General features: G+C 45.0%; 19 protein-coding genes and 1 riboswitch. Of the genes, 10 read left to right on the top strand and 9 right to left on the bottom strand.

Translation table 11 applies throughout. From position 1 onward, the window contains the following. The first annotated feature begins 12 nt into the window (after positions 1 to 12). The 3 genes from cysN to cysC all read left to right on the top strand — a co-directional run bounded on the left by cysN (position 13) and on the right by cysC (position 3,878). The gene (cysN, locus tag ACTRWI_RS03855) at positions 13 to 1,443 is read left to right on the top strand and encodes a sulfate adenylyltransferase subunit CysN (RefSeq protein ID WP_499129541.1); all 1,431 of its coding nucleotides are present in this window, start codon (positions 13 to 15) and stop codon (positions 1,441 to 1,443) included. Between the two features lie 65 nt (positions 1,444 to 1,508). Further along, positions 1,509 to 3,233: an SLC13 family permease gene (locus ACTRWI_RS03850; RefSeq protein WP_499129539.1), complete on the top strand. Its 1,725-nt coding sequence runs from the start codon at positions 1,509 to 1,511 to the stop codon at positions 3,231 to 3,233. 24 nt (positions 3,234 to 3,257) lie between these two features. Then, positions 3,258 to 3,878 (top strand): adenylyl-sulfate kinase, encoded by a 621-nt coding sequence (cysC, locus tag ACTRWI_RS03845; RefSeq protein ID WP_499129537.1) that lies wholly within the window; start codon positions 3,258 to 3,260, stop codon positions 3,876 to 3,878. 131 nt (positions 3,879 to 4,009) lie between these two features. On the opposite strand, the gene ACTRWI_RS03840 is transcribed toward cysC, so the two are convergent. From ACTRWI_RS03840 to ACTRWI_RS03810, 7 genes are all read right to left on the bottom strand, one after another. Continuing rightward, positions 4,010 to 4,918, bottom strand: coding sequence for a TIGR03899 family protein (locus tag ACTRWI_RS03840; protein ID WP_499129536.1), 909 nt, complete (start codon positions 4,916 to 4,918; stop codon positions 4,010 to 4,012). Between the two features lie 351 nt (positions 4,919 to 5,269). Continuing rightward, positions 5,270 to 5,785: a DUF3299 domain-containing protein gene (locus ACTRWI_RS03835; protein WP_499129535.1), complete on the bottom strand. Its 516-nt coding sequence runs from the start codon at positions 5,783 to 5,785 to the stop codon at positions 5,270 to 5,272. A 13-nt stretch (positions 5,786 to 5,798) separates the two neighbouring features. Continuing rightward, positions 5,799 to 7,058 (bottom strand): ABC transporter permease, encoded by a 1,260-nt coding sequence (locus tag ACTRWI_RS03830; protein ID WP_499129533.1) that lies wholly within the window; start codon positions 7,056 to 7,058, stop codon positions 5,799 to 5,801. Next, the gene (locus tag ACTRWI_RS03825) at positions 7,055 to 7,747 is read right to left on the bottom strand and encodes an ABC transporter ATP-binding protein (RefSeq protein WP_499129556.1); all 693 of its coding nucleotides are present in this window, start codon (positions 7,745 to 7,747) and stop codon (positions 7,055 to 7,057) included. Before ACTRWI_RS03825 ends, ACTRWI_RS03830 begins: the two co-directional genes overlap by 4 nt. Positions 7,748 to 7,911: 164 nt before the next feature. Continuing rightward, entirely contained in the window at positions 7,912 to 8,670 is a 759-nt protein-coding gene (zrgA, locus tag ACTRWI_RS03820) for a zinc uptake protein ZrgA (protein ID WP_499129532.1), read from the bottom strand. A 41-nt stretch (positions 8,671 to 8,711) separates the two neighbouring features. Then, positions 8,712 to 8,939 (bottom strand): DUF2607 family protein, encoded by a 228-nt coding sequence (locus ACTRWI_RS03815; RefSeq protein WP_499129529.1) that lies wholly within the window; start codon positions 8,937 to 8,939, stop codon positions 8,712 to 8,714. 153 nt (positions 8,940 to 9,092) lie between these two features. After that, positions 9,093 to 9,644, bottom strand: coding sequence for a YtfJ family protein (locus ACTRWI_RS03810; protein ID WP_499129526.1), 552 nt, complete (start codon positions 9,642 to 9,644; stop codon positions 9,093 to 9,095). A 252-nt stretch (positions 9,645 to 9,896) separates the two neighbouring features. Between ACTRWI_RS03810 and ACTRWI_RS03805 the strand changes: the two genes are divergently transcribed. Beyond that, positions 9,897 to 10,097, top strand: coding sequence for a DUF1107 family protein (locus ACTRWI_RS03805; protein WP_499129524.1), 201 nt, complete (start codon positions 9,897 to 9,899; stop codon positions 10,095 to 10,097). A 108-nt stretch (positions 10,098 to 10,205) separates the two neighbouring features. On the opposite strand, the gene msrA is transcribed toward ACTRWI_RS03805, so the two are convergent. Further along, positions 10,206 to 10,835, bottom strand: a complete 630-nt coding sequence (msrA, locus tag ACTRWI_RS03800) for a peptide-methionine (S)-S-oxide reductase MsrA (RefSeq protein WP_499129523.1) — start codon at positions 10,833 to 10,835, stop codon at positions 10,206 to 10,208. Positions 10,836 to 11,028: 193 nt separating this feature from the next. Between msrA and tamA the strand changes: the two genes are divergently transcribed. From tamA to ACTRWI_RS03785, 3 genes are all read left to right on the top strand, one after another. Continuing rightward, the gene (gene tamA / locus ACTRWI_RS03795; protein ID WP_499129521.1) at positions 11,029 to 12,741 is read left to right on the top strand and encodes an autotransporter assembly complex protein TamA; all 1,713 of its coding nucleotides are present in this window, start codon (positions 11,029 to 11,031) and stop codon (positions 12,739 to 12,741) included. Further along, positions 12,738 to 16,496, top strand: a complete 3,759-nt coding sequence (gene tamB, locus ACTRWI_RS03790; RefSeq protein ID WP_499129519.1) for an autotransporter assembly complex protein TamB — start codon at positions 12,738 to 12,740, stop codon at positions 16,494 to 16,496. Before tamA ends, tamB begins: the two co-directional genes overlap by 4 nt. 74 nt (positions 16,497 to 16,570) lie before the next feature. Continuing rightward, positions 16,571 to 16,930 carry a gamma-glutamylcyclotransferase family protein gene (locus ACTRWI_RS03785; RefSeq protein ID WP_499129517.1) on the top strand — a complete coding sequence of 120 codons (360 nt, stop codon included), beginning with the start codon at positions 16,571 to 16,573 and terminating at the stop codon, positions 16,928 to 16,930. An 85-nt stretch (positions 16,931 to 17,015) separates the two neighbouring features. Here ACTRWI_RS03785 and fbp read toward each other — a convergent pair whose 3' ends face one another. Then, a complete protein-coding gene (gene fbp, locus ACTRWI_RS03780; RefSeq protein ID WP_499129554.1) occupies positions 17,016 to 18,017 on the bottom strand; it encodes a class 1 fructose-bisphosphatase in 1,002 nt (333 codons plus the stop codon). 280 nt (positions 18,018 to 18,297) lie between these two features. On the opposite strand from fbp, the gene mpl reads away from it, so the two are divergent. From mpl to thiB, 3 genes are all read left to right on the top strand, one after another. Then, the gene (mpl, locus tag ACTRWI_RS03775; protein ID WP_499129515.1) at positions 18,298 to 19,656 is read left to right on the top strand and encodes a UDP-N-acetylmuramate:L-alanyl-gamma-D-glutamyl-meso-diaminopimelate ligase; all 1,359 of its coding nucleotides are present in this window, start codon (positions 18,298 to 18,300) and stop codon (positions 19,654 to 19,656) included. A 38-nt stretch (positions 19,657 to 19,694) separates the two neighbouring features. Next, entirely contained in the window at positions 19,695 to 20,318 is a 624-nt protein-coding gene (locus ACTRWI_RS03770) for a flavin prenyltransferase UbiX (RefSeq protein ID WP_004738720.1), read from the top strand. 43 nt (positions 20,319 to 20,361) lie between these two features. Beyond that, positions 20,362 to 20,480, top strand: a riboswitch (TPP riboswitch). Positions 20,481 to 20,533: 53 nt separating this feature from the next. Then, positions 20,534 to 21,526, top strand: a complete 993-nt coding sequence (gene thiB, locus ACTRWI_RS03765; RefSeq protein WP_499129512.1) for a thiamine ABC transporter substrate binding subunit — start codon at positions 20,534 to 20,536, stop codon at positions 21,524 to 21,526. Positions 21,527 to 21,551 lie beyond the last annotated feature (25 nt).

Genomic DNA, 21,551 nt, shown 5'->3' with positions numbered 1-21,551 from the left:
AAGGAAAGAAAAATGAATAGTGCAGTAGAAGCCGAATTGGCTGAACTAGGGATTGAAGGTTATCTGAGTCAGCATCAGCATAAATCTATGCTTAGATTCTTAACTTGTGGCTCGGTAGATGACGGTAAAAGTACATTAATCGGTCGCTTACTCCATGATACAAAACAGATTTATGAAGATCAGCTAGCTGCAGTTCACTCGGATAGCCAACGAGTGGGTACCACAGGTGAGAAGCTTGATTTAGCACTGCTTGTTGATGGCCTGCAGGCTGAGCGTGAACAAGGCATCACCATTGATGTTGCTTACCGCTACTTCTCGACACAAAAACGTAAATTCATTATTGCTGATACCCCAGGGCATGAGCAGTACACGCGCAATATGGCTACAGGCGCTTCAACGTGTGATCTGGCGGTGATCTTGATTGATGCTCGTAAGGGCGTTCTGGATCAAACGCGTCGTCACTCGTTTATTTCTAACTTGCTTGGTTTGAAGCATTTCATCGTTGCAGTGAACAAAATGGATCTCGTGGACTATTCACAAGATCGTTTTGAAGAGATTCGCGATGAATACCTAGAGTTTGCAGAAAATCTAGAAGGCGAAACGGACATTCAGATCTTGCCGGTTTCGGCGCTTGAAGGCATCAACGTTGCTACACCAAGCAAAGAGCTAGCATGGTTTGAAGGCCCATCTCTACTCGAAGTGTTAGAGAACGTTGATATCGACCAAAAAAGCTCGGCTGGTGAATTCCGTTTCCCAGTGCAGTATGTGAATCGTCCTAACTTAGACTTCCGCGGCTTTGCCGGCACAGTGTCTTCTGGTCGTGTTAGCGTCGGTGATGAAATCAAGGCTTTGCCATCGGGCAAAACTTCTAAAGTTGCTGGTATCGTAACCTTTGATGGAGATTTGGAGTCAGCGCAAGCAGGCTTGGCGGTAACACTGACTCTTGAAGATGAAATCGATATCAGTCGTGGTGATCTGATTGTGCTAGAAAACGCGCAGATTGAATCTACCAACCACGTATTGGCAGACATTGTGTGGATGACAGAGCAGCCACTGCAACCGGGTAAAGCTTACGACATCAAGATCGCAGGTAAGAAAACCGTTGGTCAGGTGGAAACTGTTCGCCATCAATACGACATCAACAACCTGTCGACGCATGAGGTTGAAGAGTTACCACTGAATGGTATTGGCTTGTGTGAGTGGTCACTGAATGAGACAGTCGCGCTGGATCAATACCGTGAAAGTGCCGATACCGGTGGCTTCATCGTTATTGACCGCCTAACCAACGTGACAGTTGGCGCGGGTTTGATTCGAGACCGTTTGGACTCTGTTGAACAGCAAGTCGGTAACTTTTCTTCATTTGAACTTGAGTTTAATGCATTGGTTCGCAAGCACTTCCCTTATTGGGATGCCAAAGATTTAAGCCAACTACTGAAGTCATAAACGGCTAAGTAGCAGCTTATCGAATTTGGCGGAAACCGATCGTTTCCGCCACAAAGGACGGGTATATGTGGCAACAAGGATTTGTATTAGCGATTTTGCTCGGCATTATTACTTGCCTGCTCGTTACCCGTATTAAGCCAAGCTTTATCTTTGCTGGCGCAGCGTTCATTGCTTTTATGGGTGGGATGATCGACCTATCGAGCATAGCCAACAATTTCACTAACTCCTCACTACTGACTCTAATTCTCCTGATCTTGGCATCAAGTGCGCTGGAAAAAACTCGCTTAATCAGCTGGGTTAGCCGCAATATATCTGAAGGCCGGTTGGGTACAGTGGTGGCAAAGTTGGGTATTTCCACAGCCTTGCTTTCTTCTTTTACCAATAATACGGCAGTGGTGGTTTCTTTGATCGGTGCGATCAAACGTAATCAACAACACGCGCCGTCTAAACTCCTTATTCCATTGTCATACGCAGCGATTCTTGGTGGAACACTGACATTGATCGGCACCTCAACCAACTTGATCATCAATAGCTTTGTTGAAGATGCAGGATTGCCGAGTCTAAACTTTTTCACACCAACTTTGATCGGGTTAGCGGTATTAGCGGGTGGGGTTTTGATCCTTATTCCTTTGAGTTACTTCCTACCAAGCTATGATGATGGATCGCAAGATGATCTACCTTACTTCTTAGAGGCCAGAGTGGAGCCGGGCTCTCCGTTGGTTGGTCGCAGTGTGAGTGAGAATAACCTAAGAGCACTGCGAAAGTTGTTCTTAGCGGAAGTGATTCGTGACGGTAAAACCACCGCCTCGATTGACCCTGATTTTGTATTGCAGGCTCGTGATCGTCTGCTGTTTTGTGGTGATGTGGAGAGTGTCGCGACGCTACAAGAAATCCAAGGGCTAACTCTGTTTGGTCAACATCACCTCAATGGGCAGAGTTTTGTTGAAGTAGTGGTGAGTTCATCGGCAAGCTTCTGTAATAAAACATTGAAAACCAGCCAGTTCCGAGACCGCTTTGATGCTGTGGTGGTAGCGATTCGTCGCGGTCATGAACGCCTTGAAGGTGGCTTGGGTAACATAACGCTGACGGCAGGCGATACCTTGATTCTAGTACCTGGCAAACGCTTTGAAGAGCAGCGACAACAACACAACAAAGAGTTTGTGTTGATGAATGATTTGGATTCAAGTGCCAAGCTTGATGCCGATAAATCGGCGCTTGTACTACTTGGTTTCACTAGTGTGATTGGTTTAGCACTGCTTGATATGGTGCCAATAATTAAAGGCTTAGCTGGGTTTTTATTATTGCTGGTGGCATTTGGTATCGTGCAGCTGAGTGAGCTTCGCCGCCGCTTTCCTGTTGATATTGTCGTGATTGTGGGCTCTGCGCTCTCTATTGCTCAGCTGATGATTTCATCGGGTTTGTCGGAACGTATGGGGCAGATGTTCATTGAGGCATTTAATGGCTGGGGCGTATTTGGTGCCTTGGTCGCGACTTATCTGATGACTCTGGTTCTGACAGAGTTAGTCACCAATAACGCCGCTGCGGCACTCTCGTTCCCGATCGGCTACAGCATGGCGGTAGGCTATGGCGTTGACCCAATGCCATTCATCATGGCGGTATTGTTTGGTGCGAGTGCCAGCTTCATTTCGCCATACGGCTACCAGACTAACTTACTTGTTTATAGCGTAGGTAATTATCACCTTACAGATTATCTGCGCATCGGTATCCCAATCTCGATTGTTTATTCGGGCTTGGTACTGACCCTAATTCCTTACTTTTTCCCATTTTAATGCTGTTTATTTAAAGGACTATTTATGACCGCAGTACTCAAACACAAAGATGAGAATGTTGTGTGGCATCAACACTCGATTGATAAAGCATTCCGCGCGGATCTGAAATCACAAAAGCCTGCCGTGCTCTGGTTCACTGGGCTGTCTGGTTCTGGCAAATCGACACTGGCAGGTGCGCTAGAGAATCGTTTGGCGCAACTGGGCTACCATACTTATTTGCTGGATGGAGATAATGTTCGTCATGGTTTGTGTAGTGACCTTGGCTTTTCTGAGCAAGATCGCCGAGAGAATATTCGTCGTATCGGTGAGTTAGCTAAATTGATGGCCGATGCTGGCTTGATTGTATTGTCTGCGTTTATCTCTCCTCACCAAGCGGAAAGACAACTAGTACGCGACTTACTGCCTGAAGGAGAGTTTCTTGAAGTGTTTGTGAATACGCCATTAGAGGTTTGCGAACAGCGTGATCCTAAAGGTTTGTATAAGAAAGCACGTGCGGGAGAGATTCCTAATTTCACCGGAATTAGCTCGACTTACGAAGCACCACAGAACCCGGAGATCGATCTACCAGCAGGAGAGAGGACGATCGATGAATTGATCGAGCTGTGCATTGATGCGTTAGAGAAGCGTAACATTCTAGCTAATTGAGACCGTTGGTATGACTAAGGCTGCCCATATCCGCTATAAGCAATGCAGCCATACTCTACCGAGACAAGAAACCTATCCTCTAGGTTATCTTCATTCTTCTCAATGCTTTTCGATTTTACACCGTCTAACCTTTAGACGGTGTAGTTCACACTGCTTTTCACTTCGGTTTGTACCGTGAATTTCTGGCTTAATAGGGCAATCAATTGGTCGTAATAAGGCATATTAGGTTTATTGCCTAGTAGCGCACATAGCTCATTGCCAGTAGGGCTGAATCGGTAGTACACCAACTTAACGCCTTTTGATAGCGGCGCCAGTGACATACTCTTACCTTGATACGTCAGATGTAATGCTGGGTCGAAGTCGATCTCTCCAGACTCTAATTCCGTGCCTAGAATAATGCCAAGTTCAATCAGGTGGAGGAGGCTAGAGTAGGGAAGGTTGTGCCCACCAAGGTTAATGGCGTTGGTGGTGTCTCTTTTACCAAAACTAAACAGCCCTGCGTGAGACTTAAAGCCAAGCAATAGCTTTTTACTGTTGTCGTTACCAAAGCTACAACCCAGTGAAGCGGCTCTTTGTAAGGTCAGTGCTTCCTTTGGCGTCATGTCTTTTAGGATTTGCAGTGCCTTCATCGACGTAGAACCTGGGTTGGTGACTTCTCTTTTCAGTACTTGAGCCCAAAGCCTTTGCATCGAGGTATTGTGGATCTCTTGTGCCATGTCGAAAAAGCGATATAACCAGTCCTGATCAGGGTCGCCAGCGGCTTCATCTTTACAAGATGAGTGAGCTAGTTTCAGGATCTGCTCTAAGTTCTTTTGGCGCAGCTCCTTACGTTTTTTCTCTCTTAATAGCGCTCGCTCAATCAGGGTGCTGGCGGCTTTATCGCTCGCTTTTTCACTGTGGCTAATTAAGGAGTCTAAACCGAAGCTTTGGGCAATTTGCAGCATTCGACTAGCACTGTCGGTAATATGAGGCTTTTTCTCATGCTTATGCTGTGTATCGCTAGCATGCTCAATGATCACTGGCTGTTTGGTTTCTGGCATAAGGGTACCGTTAGGAAACGACTTAACTGTCTAAAATGTAACTCTTTATCTGATTTGTGGCTAGATTTTGCGTGCAGAGTTGAAGACTTCAACAAAATTTTACTTTTGATGATGATAATAAAATGTTAAATTTGTTGTGATTGTCAAGGAGGTGTTATGAATCAAGTTAATGATAACAAGCTGAAAAAGCAGCTTAGTATAGGTTTATTACTCGCGACTTATGTGGGTGTACTCGCTTATTTATCTAATTACATTGCGTAATTTAGAGGAACAATATCGTTGTTAAACTGTTATTGAATAATTTTGTTTATTCAGTGACGGCGGCTCATTGCTGAGCCACCCTCCAAACGACTACATGTCGTCGTATTCTTCTATCGCAGTCCCTTCAATCAGATAGCCCGTTTGAGCTAAATCGTGACTGATCGATTCTGTTTTCAGCGTGCCTACCAAATAGATAACATCCCACAACTGCTGGATTGGCGCTCCCTTAGGAAACTTAACGTAGATGATTTGGTTTGGTGGCGGTGGGGGCACGTGGATACATGCTCCAAAATATGGCACCAATAGAAACTCAGTGATCATATTCTCATCGCCTTCCAATGGGATCACAAAGCCTGGGATCTTAACCTTACTGCCATTCAGCTCGGGGCGAACAGAGCCAAGTGTCGACTGTTGAGGTTTCTCCATGCTGCTATGGTCAACCATTGGCATGCCAAACGAATCTAGTTGAGCGCGCTCTGATTCTGGAATTAAATCAATCCATTCGAGTGTTAATACTGATTCCTCATTTTGAGGTGCTTCAGCGTGAGCTGTACTCATAAATGGGAACATTAGTAGCCCAAGTATCAGAAGGAATTTGCGTTGCATCGTAGTTTCCTATTTAGATTCGAATTGTCATGCCATCAGATAACGACTGACGGTAAGCCCTGAAAGCGGGAATGAAGCCGATAATTATTCCTGCAATTTGCACTAGCATAAGCAATTTCCACTCGTGTGGTGTAATCGCAGATATCGAGATGTTGATACCATAACTTTGTTGCACAATAGGAGCAACTATTGCGATCAGAGCAAACAACACTGCAACGCCCAATGTTATGCCTAAGAAGGTCAGGGCACTGGCTTCACTAATTAATAGACCAAACACATGACGAGGCCTTGCGCCCATCGCACGCAGAATAGCCATCTCACGACGCCTCTCTTGCAAGCTAGTCAGTAGGCTGCTGAGCATCCCTAGTAAACCAGCAATAACAACAAACCCTGATACAATTAACAGTGCTTGCTCTGCCACAGACATCATGTCCCATAATTCATGCAGAGCAATGCCCGGCATAATTGCGCTCAACGGCTCTTGACGATAGTTATTGATTTCTCTTTGCAGTGCGAAGGTTTGAATCTTCGAGTTCAGTCCAAGCATCATCGCGGTGATTTGTTGAGGTTGGAAATCGTAGGTTTTCAAGGTTTCGGCATCTGGGGTGTGCCCTAAGTTGGCACCCGACTCCCAACCAACGTGAATCGCTTCGATTGCTTCTAACGATACATGCACGGTTTTGTCTACTGGTGTTCCTGTTGGTGCGAGTATTCCGACAATCTTGAAGGGCAGGTTATCGTGGCGGCTGAACGCTACATCACTGATACCGTGTGCAAGAATGATTTGATCGCCAATCTTGTAATCTAGCTTTTTCGCGACATCGGCACCAATCACGACATCAAAGAGCTCATTAAACTCTTTACCTTGCTGGAAAGTAAGTGGTTGCTTACTTCCATAGCGGTAGTTTTCTAAGTAGCTATGGTTAGTACCCATCACACGGAAGCCTTTATGAGAATCACCCAATGAAACAGGGATCGCCCACTTTACGTCTTTGTGCTGGCTAAATTCTTGATAGCTTTTCCAGTCGATATTATTGGTCGCATTACCGATTCTAAATACAGAGTAGAGTAGAAGGTTTACCTGACCTGAGCGGCCACCAACGATAAGGTCAGTGCCTGAAATGGTATTAGCAAAGCTGCTCTTGGCTTCGGTTCTAACACGTTCTACGCCGAGCAATAGAATGACCGAGACTGCCACAGTCAGAATGGTGAGGATAGCCGTCGCCTTACGATTGAGAACGCTTTTTAGGGCTAAGTGAGTAATTACTTTCATACGACAACCTTAGCTTGGTTAACGGTTTTTAGATCCATGGTTCGAGTGAACAGTTTTTCGAGTGTTGGGTCGTGACTGACAAAGATTAGGGTTGAGCCTGCTTGATTGGCTTGCTCTAGCAATAGCTGGATAAAAGCTTCTCGGTTGTCATGATCGAGTGCTGAGGTAGGTTCATCAGCAATGATGATTTTAGGTTGTCCCATTAGAGCACGGGCTGCGGCAACACGCTGTTGCTGGCCTATACTAAGTTCAGTAACTGGCTTATCCATTAAAGCTTGGGGGAGCTTCAATCGGATCAGTAGTTCTTGAGCTTTTTCTTGCAAACTGTCTTTACTATCAGTGACTTGTCGCTTACGTGTTTTTGAAAATTGACAAGGAAGCGTGACGTTATCGATCACTGATAAATAAGGAAGAAGGTTAAATTGTTGGAAAATATAACCAATATGATCGGCTCTAAATGTGTCTCTTTGGCGAGGTGTTAGCTGAGTCAAATCTTGACCTAGAATAGAGACTTCGCCTTGCTCTGCTTGGTTTATGCCAGTCAATAACCCTAACAGTGTTGACTTGCCACAGCCACTTGGTCCTTTTATGAATAGGTGCTCTTGAGCTTGGATATGCAGAGATGGGATCTCTAGAGTAGGGGGTAATTCTGGTTTCCAACGAAAGCTGATATTTTCGAGTTTGACCACAAGTGATGAACTGTCAAAAGACATGCTAGCTCCAATAATTAAAGCGGTGTATCTACTGGACAGCAGTTTGTGACATCAATTCCCATAGCACACCGACTTGAACAGCCAAGTAAGTAGGCACTTACTTGGCTGTTTATTTTATGTTTAATCCGATCTAGGAGTGATTAGAATCGAAAACTAATACGCTCTGCGTTAAGTACTTCTTGGACTTGAGCGGTATCTGTTAGTAGGTTCACCGTCATTTTTTCAGTGTTGCTGAACTTCGAGAACCACTGAGTACTAACAGTGTCTAGCTTAGTTACATCTGAACATTGGTAGTGGTACTCAACAGTGAACTCACCGTGGCCACCCTCAGAGTGGTCATGGCCTTCATGGTCGTGGTGATCGTGACCTTCGTGGTTGTCATGATCGTGTTCAGCGTGGTCATGGTCTTTGTGGTCATGATCGTGCCCAGCGTGGTCGTGGCCCTTATGGTCGTCATGAGCATGTTCAGCGTGGTCATGGTCTTTGTGGTCATGATGATCGTGCTCAGCGTGGTCGTGGCCTTCGTGGTCATCATGACCGTGTTCAGCGTGGTCATGGCCTTCGTGCTCATCATGATCGCCTTCTAACGTGTTCGACACTGATTTAAACTTCAGCGTACAGTTCGCGTTGTCAAAGCTAAATAGCTCGTCTGGCTTGTTCAGTTGTGCGATAGCCTGCTCAAACACTTTCTTTTGCTCAGCGGTTTCTGGAGCATGTTCAAAGCCAACCACATCGGCACCTGGTGCTGTTACTTCAACAAGCAGTTCTTGTCCGTCTTGAGCAATGTTTACTTCAACCTGACCATGCACATGTGCACTGTGAGAGCGGAATTCTTCGTTAGCTAGAACATTAGTAGAGACAGTCATGCCGATCACAACGGCTAAAATAGAAGGTTTCATGTTTTTTTCCTGAATAAAGGTTAATTAAAAAGTAGTGGTAATTAAGTAATTTTTACAGGAGGAGAGCGCGCTAGATAGGCGAAATAGTGGCGCCGCAGTGAGGCTACTGACTCTGTTATAACGGCAGTAAACTCTGAATGAAACTCTGGTAGTTGTGGTAGCGAGTGCGCAGTAATGAACTGATTTATGGAAAACAGCTCACAGTGATGCGAAGTGTGGTGCTCCGGGTCAATATCTACCATATGTGTCGCTGCTAACACGCTTAGCATGAGCATTAGCCCGAGCAAGAAGCTTGTTTTTCGTTTCACATTGTTGGGTGTGTTGTGCCACATGAGGATGATTAACCACAGAATTAAAAAAGGATAATGTTACAATATAACAATATCCTTTGGTAAGGTCTCGAAAAAGACGCGAATATATGATTAAAGGCTCGCTTTAATCAATTCAATAACTTGCGTTACCTCTGATTCGTTAAGTGCGCCTTCTTTCACAAACAAGATTTTACCTTGTTTGTCTTGCACGATAATCGCTGAGCTCTCTTCTTTTAGATCCCATGATGAAGCAACGGTGCCACTTTCATCAAGAACCATAGAAGACCATGGAAATTCTTCTTTGCTGCTTTCAGCTGATGATTTTACAAAAGAGCCTGTGCCCCAAATGGCATCATCTTGATTGATAATGGTCGTAGTTTGGTAGTTGTCTTCTGAAAACTTCGATGCTGTGATAGCTGCCATCAGTGGTGCATTGAGCTCTTTAGAGCTGCTGCGGCCTGCGATAGCTTGAACGACACGAACTTTACCCAGAAGATCCTTGGTTGCCCAAGCTTGATATTCTGTAGCTCCGTCTTTTAGAACGATCTCACCATAGTTGCTAACATCAACGGTAGGAAGAGTTGAACCTACAGATAAGTTGTGAGCATTGGCGAAGAGTGGAGAGGCTGCGGCTAATAAAGCCAGTAGAGTTTTGTTTTTCATTATATTTTTGTTCCGCTTGTTGGTTTGCATTGGAAGTATAATATGAAATCTGAAAAATGCCTCTGTAACTTTTTTATCGTACGACGTAAAAATAAGTTGCAGGCTTGTTACCAAAAGGTATAATGCAACAATATCAAGATAAACAACAGATTATCTTGCTGTTTACTAAAGGAATTAGTGATTAAATGTACTTCGAACTTGCCAGAGTTCAGGTGCGTGGCAGTAGTACTCAAATGGAATTGAGGTTGTAATATGTTAAGAAAATTTTCTACTTACCGCCCACATCAGGTGGCGCGTTTCGTTAAAGTCCTATTCAAAGGCCAGTTTACCATCGAAGGCGTCGGAGAGTTTCGTTTCGACCATGGTAAAGTGCTGCTTCCTGAAGTTTCAGATAAACAGAAGCTCACCATTTTTAAAGAAGTCAACGGCACAATTGCAGCGCTTCCGGTGTAATTGATTTTTGTAAATCGCTCTCATCTTGAACGATTAAACGTAAAAGGGGCTTCCTAGCGAAAGCCCTTTTTTAGTTTTGATTATTCTGAATTTCTCTCTCGCTATACGTTATTGCGGAGGGAAACAAACACCGGTTCCGCCTAACCCACAGTACCCATTAGGGTTCTTAGCTAAGTACTGTTGGTGATAGGTTTCCGCGAAAAAATATTCCCCAGCAGGTAGAACTTCTGTCGTAATCTCATTGCCTAAAGAGGCTGTAATCGCTCTTTGATAATTTTGTCGAGATTGTTCAGCAATGGTCTGTTGTTCTTCACTGAAGATGTAGATAGCAGAGCGGTATTGTGTGCCTAAATCATTACCTTGACGCATGCCCTGAGTCGGGTCATGGCGCTCCCAGAAGGTCTCTAGTATTTGTGCTAGAGAAGTTTGCTCGTTATCAAAAATGACACGAACGACTTCTGTATGTCCTGTTTGTCCGGTACACACTTGTTCGTAGGTTGGGTTCACTGTGTAACCGCCAGCGTAGCCCACTGACGTAGACACCACACCGTCTAATTGCCAAAACAGACGTTCAGCTCCCCAGAAACATCCCATGCCTAACAACACTTCTTGTTGGGAGCCCACAGGGGCTGCTAGCAAGTCAGTTTGATTAACGTAATGGCGCTCAGTGATTTGAATTGGATCAGCATTTCCCGGTAATGCGGAGGCTGCGGAAATCAGTTGTTGTTTGTTCAGCATGTCATATTCCTTTTCGCATACGTTGACCACGTTGGCTTTTGTGAACTGTGGGCGTATTAGCGCTTGGTTCATATTAAATAAGTCTTTAAATTAGACCGTGTTATTGCAGGATTACTTACAGACTCAATGCCTTTTTAGCGGTATTATTTCTTTTTGATTATTAACGTATTGATAACTTCTTTACCAATTAAGCATGATAAGAAAAACTTTACCAGTTCTGATTGGCTCTCTATTGTCATCGACGCTCGCTTTTGCTGAGGTTTCCCTTGAAATTAAAGGGCTTGATAGAGCGCTTGAAGATAACGTAGATGCTTATCTGAGTGCTGTGCCTGAAGAAGAGTATGCGGTATCACTAAGATTCCAGTCTCGCTTGGAGTCTATGATTAAAGAAGCTCTCAATGCGTTAGGTTATTACCAACCCATCATTATTTTTTCCCACTCTGAAGATGAAACTGAGATTACTGTGACGGTTGAACAGGGAGAGCCTGTTCGTATTTATACATCAGACATCGTATTGAGCGGTGAAGCTAAAGATGATCCGGACTTTTTAGCCTTAATTGCCAAGAGTAAGCTCTCGAAAGGCATGATTTTGAATCATGGTAAGTACGACTCTTTGAAGTCTTCGATGCGTAATCTCGGTCTGGCTAAAGGTTACTTCGATGGCACATACGAGGTTAGCAAGCTAGAGGTTGCGCCTGAATTGAATCGTGCTTATGTTCTTCTTCATTACAACAGTGGTATTCGTTATCACTTTGGCAAAACCACAGTGACTGGAAGCCAAATCGAGGGCGATAAGGTTCAATCTCTCAAGACTTTTGAAGGGGGGGAACCCTATTCGATTACTAAAGTGGCTGAGTACAATCAGAACTTGTCCAATACGGATTGGTTCTCTTCGGTTTTTGTTGAGCCTGATTTAAGCCGGTTAGGTGAAGGCAGAGAAATCCCGATGAAGGTTAGCCTTGCTCCTCAAGCTCGCAACCAGATTGAAACGGGTATTGGTGCTTCTACTGACCTTGGTGTTAAAGGTACGCTCAAATGGAAGAAACCTTGGGTTAACGAACTTGGCCACAGCTTTAACAGTAGTTTGTCGATATCCAAACCTGAGCAGACGATTACCGCGACTTATAAAATTCCCTTAGATGATGTGCTTAACGATTACTACCAAGTTAAGTACGGGATGAAGAACCTATATAATCGTGATACCAAGAGTTTGGAGTCGAACTTAGCACTAGATAGATATTGGCGTCTTGATAACGGCTGGCAACGCACCGTATTTATTCGATACTTGATTGAAAACTATGAGCAAGGTTTACAGGATGATTTAGCGCAATTCGTGTTGCCGGGTATCTCTTTTTCACGAACCCGAACGCGTGGTGGTCCGATGCCGATGTGGGGTGACAAGCAAACCATCATGGTTGAAGCGGGTGATGACACCTTATTGTCGGAAACCAAGGTGGTACGATTTCAAGGACGAACGGCTTGGATCAGAAGTATCGGGGACAATCACCGCGGTCTAACCCGCCTGCAGTTTGGTGGTAACTTTGCTGATGAATTTGAGAAACTGTCTCCCTCACTAAGATTCTTCGCCGGTGGTGACAACAGTATCCGTGGTTATGGCTACGAATCGATCTCCCCTCGTGATGAAAGTAATGCATTAACGGGTGCTAAGTTCATCGCAACCAGCTCGTTTGAATATCAATACCGTTTAGTTGGAAACTGGTGGGGTGCAGCCTTTTACGATATAGGTGATGCGTTCAACGATAAACCAGAGTGGAAACGTGGCACAGGTGTTGGTGTTCGTTGGGCGTCGCCTGTTGGGCCTGTCAGTCTCGACTTTGCGTGGGGTCTAGATGCGAAGAAAGGTGATGAGTTCCAATTGCACTTTAGTTTAGGACCAGAATTATGACCAAAGTGATGGGCAAGTGCATAAAATGGACGTCGATTTCATTGACGTCCATTTTGCTGTTGTTAATAGCCCTGTTAGGTTTTGTATTGTTTACAAACCCTGGCTTAAACACTGTATTGTGGGGGGCTGAAAAAGCTCTACCACAACTTAAAGTGGGGAGCTCAAAAGGTGCTTTATTCCCGAGCTTTACGCTAAATAATGTTCAATTCAAAGATGATAGCCTCCATATCGATATTAAAGTGGAAAAGCTGGTATTGGCTATTAATCCTCGTTGTTTGCTCGATCCTAAGTTGTGTGTTGATCGCATTGTAATTCAGGGGCTAGATTTTGCTTTTACGGAGCTTCCTCCGGCCTCTACGGAAGAGACTGAGCCAACGCCACCTCTTAAGTCGGTAAAAACGCCACTTCCAATCACCATCAATCGCATCGCTTTATCTGATATTAAGCTAAACATCTTGGGCAATGAGATTGAATGGAGCTTGTTCTCAACGGCTTTGATTATGCAAGGTGAAAGGCTGACAGTATCACCAACCTTGTTGAATGATCTAAGAGTTAAACTTGCTGAATCAACTGAAGAGTCAAAACCAGAAGCCGTTGAGCCTGAACCTGCCGTTAAAAGCGCGATAGAGCTGCCTGAGGTTTGGATTCCATTACAGGTTGTACTAGAACGATTTGATCTCAATCATTTCACTTTAGATCAAGAGGCGCCAATCGTTGTTAATCACCTCGGGCTTGAAGCGAGAGCGGGGAAAAATACCGTCGATGTATCCACTCTTGAACTCGACATGCCACAGGCGAGCGCGAACCTTTCTACTAAGCTAGAGCTGAAAGATGGCTACCCATTAGAGCTTTCATTGGACGCTAAGGTAAAGGAAACCGACCTTGCTGGTCAGAAGTTATCACTAAAAGCACAAGGTAGTGTGGCCAAGCTACAGCTCGACTCGCAGTTTTCTGACTTGATAGAAGCCAAGCTCTCTGGAGAACTTCAACCTTTAGAGCCGACGTTGCCATTTGATTTACTGCTAGAAGATGGACAAGCACAATGGCCTCTAAATGGTGAAAGCGATTACCAAGCTGAAATTGAACGCTTCAAGGCTGATGGCTCATTAGATGGTTTTAATGTTCAGCTTAAAGGTGAGGCGGACGGTAAGGAGATTCCAGCCTTAGCCATCGACTTACAGGGTAAAGGCACCACTGAACAAATAGAGCTTGAGCGACTGAAATTGAACACCTTGGGCGGTGAGCTCCATGGTACGGTAAAAGCTAACTGGGCAAAGCTTGTTAATTGGCAAGCAGATGTCTCCCTAAAAGACATTCAACCTGGACTACAGTGGCCTGAAGCGGAAGGTAATATCAGCGGTAGCTTAGTGACCTCGGGTGAATTGACTGAGGCTGGTGGCTGGGCGATTGAGCTACCCAAGCTTGATATCGAGGGTATCTTGCGTGATTACCCACTGGATATTGAAGGCCAGCTGTCGGCGTCAGATCGAAGTGCAAGTGGTGAGCCGAAACTGAAAACCAGTGGTTTGAGCTTGGCTCATGGCGTTAATTCGATTAAGGCACAGGGACAGCTGGATAACCAGTGGAATATGGGCGTTGATATTTACTTCCCTGAGCTCGTTACAAGTGTTCCAGACTTGAAAGGACAAGTGATTGGTAACATCCAACTTAGCGGCCCAACTCAAGAGCCTAAGGTCGATCTAACACTGAACGTTAATAAGGTGGATTGGAATAGCGAAGCAACACTAGAGTCACTATCTCTTAATGGTTCAGTGGTTCCATTGCCATTACCTGAAGCGCAAGCCGACCTGGTGTTAAAAGCCAAGAACTTGAGCTATCGAAAACAAAACGTAGAAAGCATCGATTTAATGGTCAGTGGCGGTGAGAAAAAGCATATTGTGACGTTAGATGTCATATCCTACATCGTATCGACAAGTTTGGCGATTTCTGGTGAGTTGATTCAAAAGCCTTCCCTTATTTGGAATGGCTCGTTGGACCGAGTGAAAATCACGACTCAACAAGGCCCTTGGGTGCTTGAGCAACCTGTCTCTATTAAGGCTGATGTCGACAAGCAGTTTGCTGATGTCCAAGCGCACTGTTGGAAGCAAGCTGGTTCGAGTGTGTGTCTGGAGGAAGACATCCGTGCGGGGAAATCGGGTGAGGCCAAGATTGCAATTAATCAGTTCGACTTCGAACAGATTAAAGCCTTTGTTCCTAAAGAGACTGAGCTACAAGGTTTAGTGAATGTTAAAGCCCATGCAAAATGGTCGGAACAAGGTCAGCCAGAAGTCACAGTAAGCCTTGATATGCCAAAAGGTCAGGCTGTACAACAAGTGGGTGAACCAATCACAATCGGTTGGGAGAGCGTTGCTCTATACGCGCAACTGAAAGACAACAAGCTAGATGCAGACTTCAAACTGGATGTTTCTGATAACGGTGATTTGTCTGGTACTGTGTCGCTGCCTGATATTCTTGCACAAGATCAAATGGTCGATGCTGCGATTAAGTTGACCACTTTCCATTTGGATTTCTTGCAGCCGATTTTAGGGGAATACAGCTTGTTGAAGGCGGACCTTGCGAGTGATTTGCAGGTAAAAGGCTCTTTGATGCATCCTCAAGTTTTCGGGCAATTTTCTGTGGACGGTATTCAAGTAAAAGGCGACGTAACCCCAATTGATGTGAAAGATGGCCGTATTGACCTCGACTTTGATGGCTATAATGCAAAGCTGGATGCCAATGTGGAAACGCCAGATGGACACCTTGATATTGAAGGTTCTGGAAAGTGGCAAGACCTTCAAGCATGGCATTCGAACGTTAGGGTATTTGCGCATGAATTGATGGTGGATGTACCACCTATGGTCAAGATCAAGGTCGTTCCTGATATGACCATTGATGTCACTCCTGAGCTAGCAACAATTACTGGTGATATTGCACTGCCATGGGGACGTATTGTGGTTGAAGACTTGCCGCCTTCTGCGGTTGGCGTTTCTTCTGATCAAGTTATCTTGAATAAAGATCTGCAACCGGAGGGCGAATCGACTATTCCATTTGATGTCGTGACGAATATTAATATCTCTATTGGCGATGACTTTAAGTTGTCCGCCTTCGGCCTAGAAGGTGAATTGGTCGGTAAACTGAATGTCGCTCAAAAAGACCAAGGTCCGTTTGTTACTGGTGAGGTCAACATCGTTAATGGTACCTACCAATCCTTCGGTCAAGACTTGTTGATCGAAGAAGGTAAGATCTTGATGAATGGACCACCAGATCAGCCTTATGTCGCGATCAATGCGATCCGTAACCCTGACAATACGCAAGATGATGTGACAGCGGGTATTCGAGTGACTGGCCCGGCGACAGAGCCTGTTATTGAGATTTATTCGGAGCCTGCGATGCCGCAAGCAAATGCACTTTCCTACATCTTGCGTGGGCAAGATATCGATGGTGAGTCGAGTGGCTCTATGACAACCACTTTAATTGGTTTGAGCTTAGCGAAGAGCGGTAAGGTAGTCGGGAAGATAGGTGAAGCCTTTGGTGTACAAGATTTGCAACTGGATACCGCAGGTTCTGGTGAGGATTCACAAGTAACGGTAAGCGGTTACATTCTTCCAGGCTTACAGGTTAAATATGGTGTGGGTATCTTCAACTCGCTTGGTGAGTTTACCGTTCGTTATCGATTGATGCAGGATCTCTACGTTGAAGCCGTTTCTGGTTTAGACAGTGCGGTAGATCTCCTTTATCAATTTGAGTTCGAATAAAACTATTTTAAGCCACCTAGGTAATACACCAGGCATTAATTATCGTGATCGTGTGAATGGCGTGTGGAGGATTTATGAAGCATCTAGTTTTTGTCTATGGAAGCTTGAGGCAAGGCCAATCTAATCACCATTATTTAAATGGCTGTCAATTACTAGGTAGGTTTGATACTCCTGCGGAATACGCTCTTTTTGACCTAGATGCTTATCCCGCGATGATTTTTGGAAAGAAAAGTGTCGCAGGGGAGGTCTATATGATTAACGACGAAGTTTTGGAGTCGCTCGATCGGCTAGAAGATGTGCCTGTCGAGTATCGTCGCGAGCAAATCGAGACTATATTTGGATTAGCGTGGGTATATTTGTATCAGCTTGATCTAACAGCTAATAAAGAAATACTTTCGGGTGATTGGTGTAAGCGGAACAGGGATTCCAATTAGCTAATCACCCAGCGAGACAACAAAAAAAGCCAGCATTTCGATGCTGGCTTTTTAATGAGATTAACTTGAGAAAGAAACGAGAGGGTTAGTCTGGATTCAGCTCAAGAAACTCTTCTACTTTACGTACCATATTCTTTGAACCAACGAAGAAAGGTACACGTTGGTGTAGCTCAGTTGGTTTGATGTCCATGATACGTTGTACACCATCAGAAGCGATGCCGCCTGCTTGCTCCATAATGAAGGCAATAGGGTTGCATTCATAAAGCAAACGCAGTTTACCTTGCGGGTAGCTCTCTGTACTTGGGTACAAGTAGATGCCGCCTTTTAGTAGGTTGCGGTGGAAATCTGATACAAGAGAACCAATGTAACGTGACGTGTAAGGGCGGTTATCACTTGGCTCGCTCTCTTGGCAGTACTTGATGTATTTCTTCACACCGGTTGGGAAGCGAATGTAGTTACCTTCGTTGATCGAGTAGATCTTACCTTCGTCTGGAATCATCATGTTTTCATGAGATAGACAGAAAGTACCCAGAGATGGGTCGTAAGTGAAACCATTTACGCCAGCACCAGTTGTGTAAACCAGCATGGTTGAAGAGCCGTAAATCACGTAACCTGCTGCTACCTGCTTGTGACCTGGTTGTAGGAAGTCTTCTTGTGTCGGTGGTGTTCCGATTGGAGATACACGGCGGTAGATAGAGAAAATCGTACCAACTGATACGTTTACATCGATATTTGAAGAACCATCTAGTGGATCCATCAGCACGACGTATTTTGCGTTTTTGTTGAGCTCTTTATTGAAGGCAACGGCTTCGTCTTCTTCTTCACTTGCTACACCACAAACTTGGTCTCGAGCTTCTAGAGCCGCTTTAAATTTTTCGTTCGCATAAAGGTCTAGCTTCTGCTGCTCTTCACCTTGAACGTTGTCTGTACCAACAGCGCCAGTAATGTCGACAAGACCTGCTTTGTTGATTTCACGGTTAACAATTTTTGCAGCAAGACGAATTGATGACAAAAGGGATGATAGATCACCACTTGCATGGGGGAAGTCACTCTGTTTCTCAACAATGAACTCACCAAGGGTGCGCATCTCAGACATGTTATTTCCTTAAACTTCTCTGAATATTAGGAGGATTTGAGCACCGTAGAATTTGCCTCTTAAGTGGGCTTTATTCATCTAGACGCTTACCTAAATTCTAAGGCTTAGATCTTTTTAATGGTAATGAACTAAGCGACACAGATCTCACTTACTATGTCGACTCAATTTGTTTTGCATTGCCGCTCGCTTTTAATCTTCATTTAATGATAATGAGTACAAGCCGTTTTAATTAGGCACTGTTTTATACTAGCCAAGCGTTTGGAAGCAATTTATGCATATTCATATCTTAGGAATTTGTGGCACCTTCATGGGCGGTGCTGCGGTATTGGCTCGTCAATTAGGTCACAAGGTTACCGGTAGTGACACGAATGTTTATCCTCCAATGAGCACGTTGTTGGAGTCGCAAGAGATTGAAATTATTGAAGGTTTCGACCCAAGCCAACTAGAGCCTAGACCTGACCTGGTGGTTATCGGTAATGCGATGAGCCGTGGTAATCCATGTGTTGAGTATGTCTTGGATAAGAACCTTAGATACAGCTCTGGTCCACAATGGCTGCAAGAGTTCTTGCTGCACGACCGTTGGGTTCTTGCGGTGTCCGGTACTCACGGTAAAACTACGACATCCAGCATGCTGGCTTGGATTTTAGAAGACTGCGGTTATGCTCCGGGCTTTTTAGTTGGTGGGGTATTGGGTAACTTTGGTATCTCTGCTCGCTTGGGTGAAAGCATGTTCTTCGTCGTAGAAGCTGACGAATACGACAGTGCTTTTTTCGACAAACGCTCTAAGTTCGTTCATTACCATCCAAGAACCTTGGTGATGAATAATCTTGAGTTCGATCATGCAGATATCTTTGACGATCTTGAAGCGATCAAGCGTCAATTCCACCATTTAGTGCGAACAGTGCCAGGCAATGGTCGTATTTTCTCACCCAAGCAAGATACCGCTATTCAAGATGTTTTATCACGTGGCTGCTGGAGTGAGACTGAATCGAGTGGCGAAGAGGGCGATTGGGGTGCCAAAAAGCTAGTTAAAGATGGCTCTCAATTTGAAGTTTACTTCCAAGGTGAGTGTGTTGGTACTGTAGATTGGGACTTGGTTGGTGAGCATAACGTCAACAATGCTCTTATGGCGATTGCTGCGGCAAGGCATGTGGGTGTGACGCCAGATTTAGCGTGCGAATCGTTAGCGAAATTCATCAATACCAAACGTCGTCTAGAGTTTAAAGGCGAGGTCGCTGGTGTGTCTGTTTATGATGATTTTGCGCATCACCCAACGGCGATTGAACTTACGCTCGGCGGTTTACGTAATAAGGTCGACTCGAAAAAAATCATTGCCGTTTTAGAGCCTCGTTCCGCCACCATGAAGCGTGGCGTGCATAAAGAAACCTTGGCTGATTCGCTTAAACAAGCGGATTCCACCTACTTATTCCAACCGGACAACATTGATTGGTTGGTGCAGGATGTCGCAGATGCTTGTCATCAGCCTGCATATGTTAGTGATGATATGGATGTATTTGTTGCTAAAATTGTCTCAGAGGCGCAAGCAAGCGACCAAATTCTGGTAATGAGTAATGGTGGCTTTGGTGGTATTCACCAAAAATTGTTGGATGCGTTAGCCCTTAAAGGTTAATCCAATCCACGACCTTATAATTTGAAGTAACTGAGAACATGACAAAACACGATAAAGCGATAACTCTTGCTTTTACTGGCGCATCTGGTGCGCCTTACGGACTGCGTTTGCTCGAATGCTTGTTGGCAGCAGACTATCAGGTCTACCTGCTGATTTCGTCGGCAGCGCGAGTGGTGTTGGCAACAGAGCATGAGCTCAAGTTACCTGCCGGGCCGGATGCGGCAAAGCAAGCCTTGGTTAAGCACTTGGGCTGCGATCCTGAAAAGTTGGTGGTGTGTGGCAAAGATGACTGGTTCTCTCCAGTTGCATCAGGGTCTGCAGCGCCGAAGCAGATGGTGGTGTGCCCATGTTCTGCGGGCAGTTTGGCATCGATTGCCCATGGATTATCGGACAACCTGATTGAGCGTGCAGCAGATGTAGTGATGAAAGAGCGAGGCCAGTTATTATTGGTGGTTCGTGAAACGCCATTCTCAACGCTACATCTAGAGAACATGCACAAGCTATCGACGATGGGCGTGACCATCATGCCAGCCGCTCCAGGTTTTTATCACCAACCTAAGTCAATAGAAGATCTGGTCGATTTCATGGTGGCGCGCATTCTCGACCATCTTGGTATCGATCAAGGTTTAGTGCCACGTTGGGGCTACGATCAACGTAATTGATCCAAACTTGATAGCTTATTGTTAAAAATCGAATTACAATTCCGGACACTCATCGGGGAGCAAACCATTCAAATAGTGAATGCGGCTGAGATCAAGCAGGTGCTTGGGACCCGTAAACCTGAACCAGATAATGCTGGCGTAGGAATTGAGTTAGGAACAGCCTCTATCGTTATCCTCCCTCAAACCTGTGCCGCTCAGACCATGGAGAGCGTCCAGTGAAATTCACATTAACTACCCTTGCTGTTACTACAGCTATCTCTTTTTCTGCCTTTGCTGCAGACAATACGTTAACCGTATACACCTATGACTCTTTTGCTGCGGATTGGGGGCCTCGTCCTGCCGTAGAGAAAGCATTTGAAGAGAAGTGTGGCTGTGACGTGAATTTTGTCGCGCTCGAAGATGGCGTCTCTATTCTTAACCGTTTACGTCTCGAAGGTGGCAACAGCAAAGCTGACATCGTTCTGGGCTTAGACAACAATCTGATGGCTGAGGCGAAAGCGACGGGTTTACTGGCTGAGCACAATGTTGATACATCATCAGTAACACTGCCAAATGGCTGGGACGATAATACATTTGTCCCATACGACTTTGGCTACTTCGCTTTTGTCTATAACACAGAGAAGCTAGCAAACCCACCGAAAAGTCTGAGAGAGTTGGTTGAGCAACGTGATGATCTGAAGGTTATCTACCAAGATCCACGTACATCAACACCTGGCCAAGGCATGATGCTTTGGATGAAATCGGTATACGGTGATGAAGCGACAGCGGCGTGGAAGAAGCTAGCTCAGAAAACGGTGACGGTAACTAAAGGCTGGTCTGAAGCTTACTCTATGTTCCTAGAGGGTGAATCTGATTTAGTATTGTCTTACACCACTTCTCCGGCCTACCACATCATTGCGGAGAACGATTCTAAGTACGCTGCTGCGAACTTTGAAGAGGGGCATTACACTCAAGTGGAAGTCGCTGCAAAGGTTAAAGGTAGTAAGAATGAAAAGCTTGCTGATGAGTTTATGGCGTTTATCCTAAGTGATGAATTCCAATTGGCGATGCCAACAGGCAACTGGATGTACCCAGTGACAGATGTTGAGCTACCGAAAGGTTTCGAACAACTGACGGTGCCTCAGCAAGCGCTTAGCTTTAGCTCTGAAGAGATCGCCAAAAAGCGTAAGCCTTGGATTCGTGAATGGCAGAGTGCGCTTACTTTTTAATTTACCTTTAGAAGAATGAACGACC

The organism is Pseudoalteromonas sp. G5_S1_14_S5, from assembly GCF_054968605.1.
This window is presented reverse-complemented; position numbering and strand designations above follow the sequence as displayed.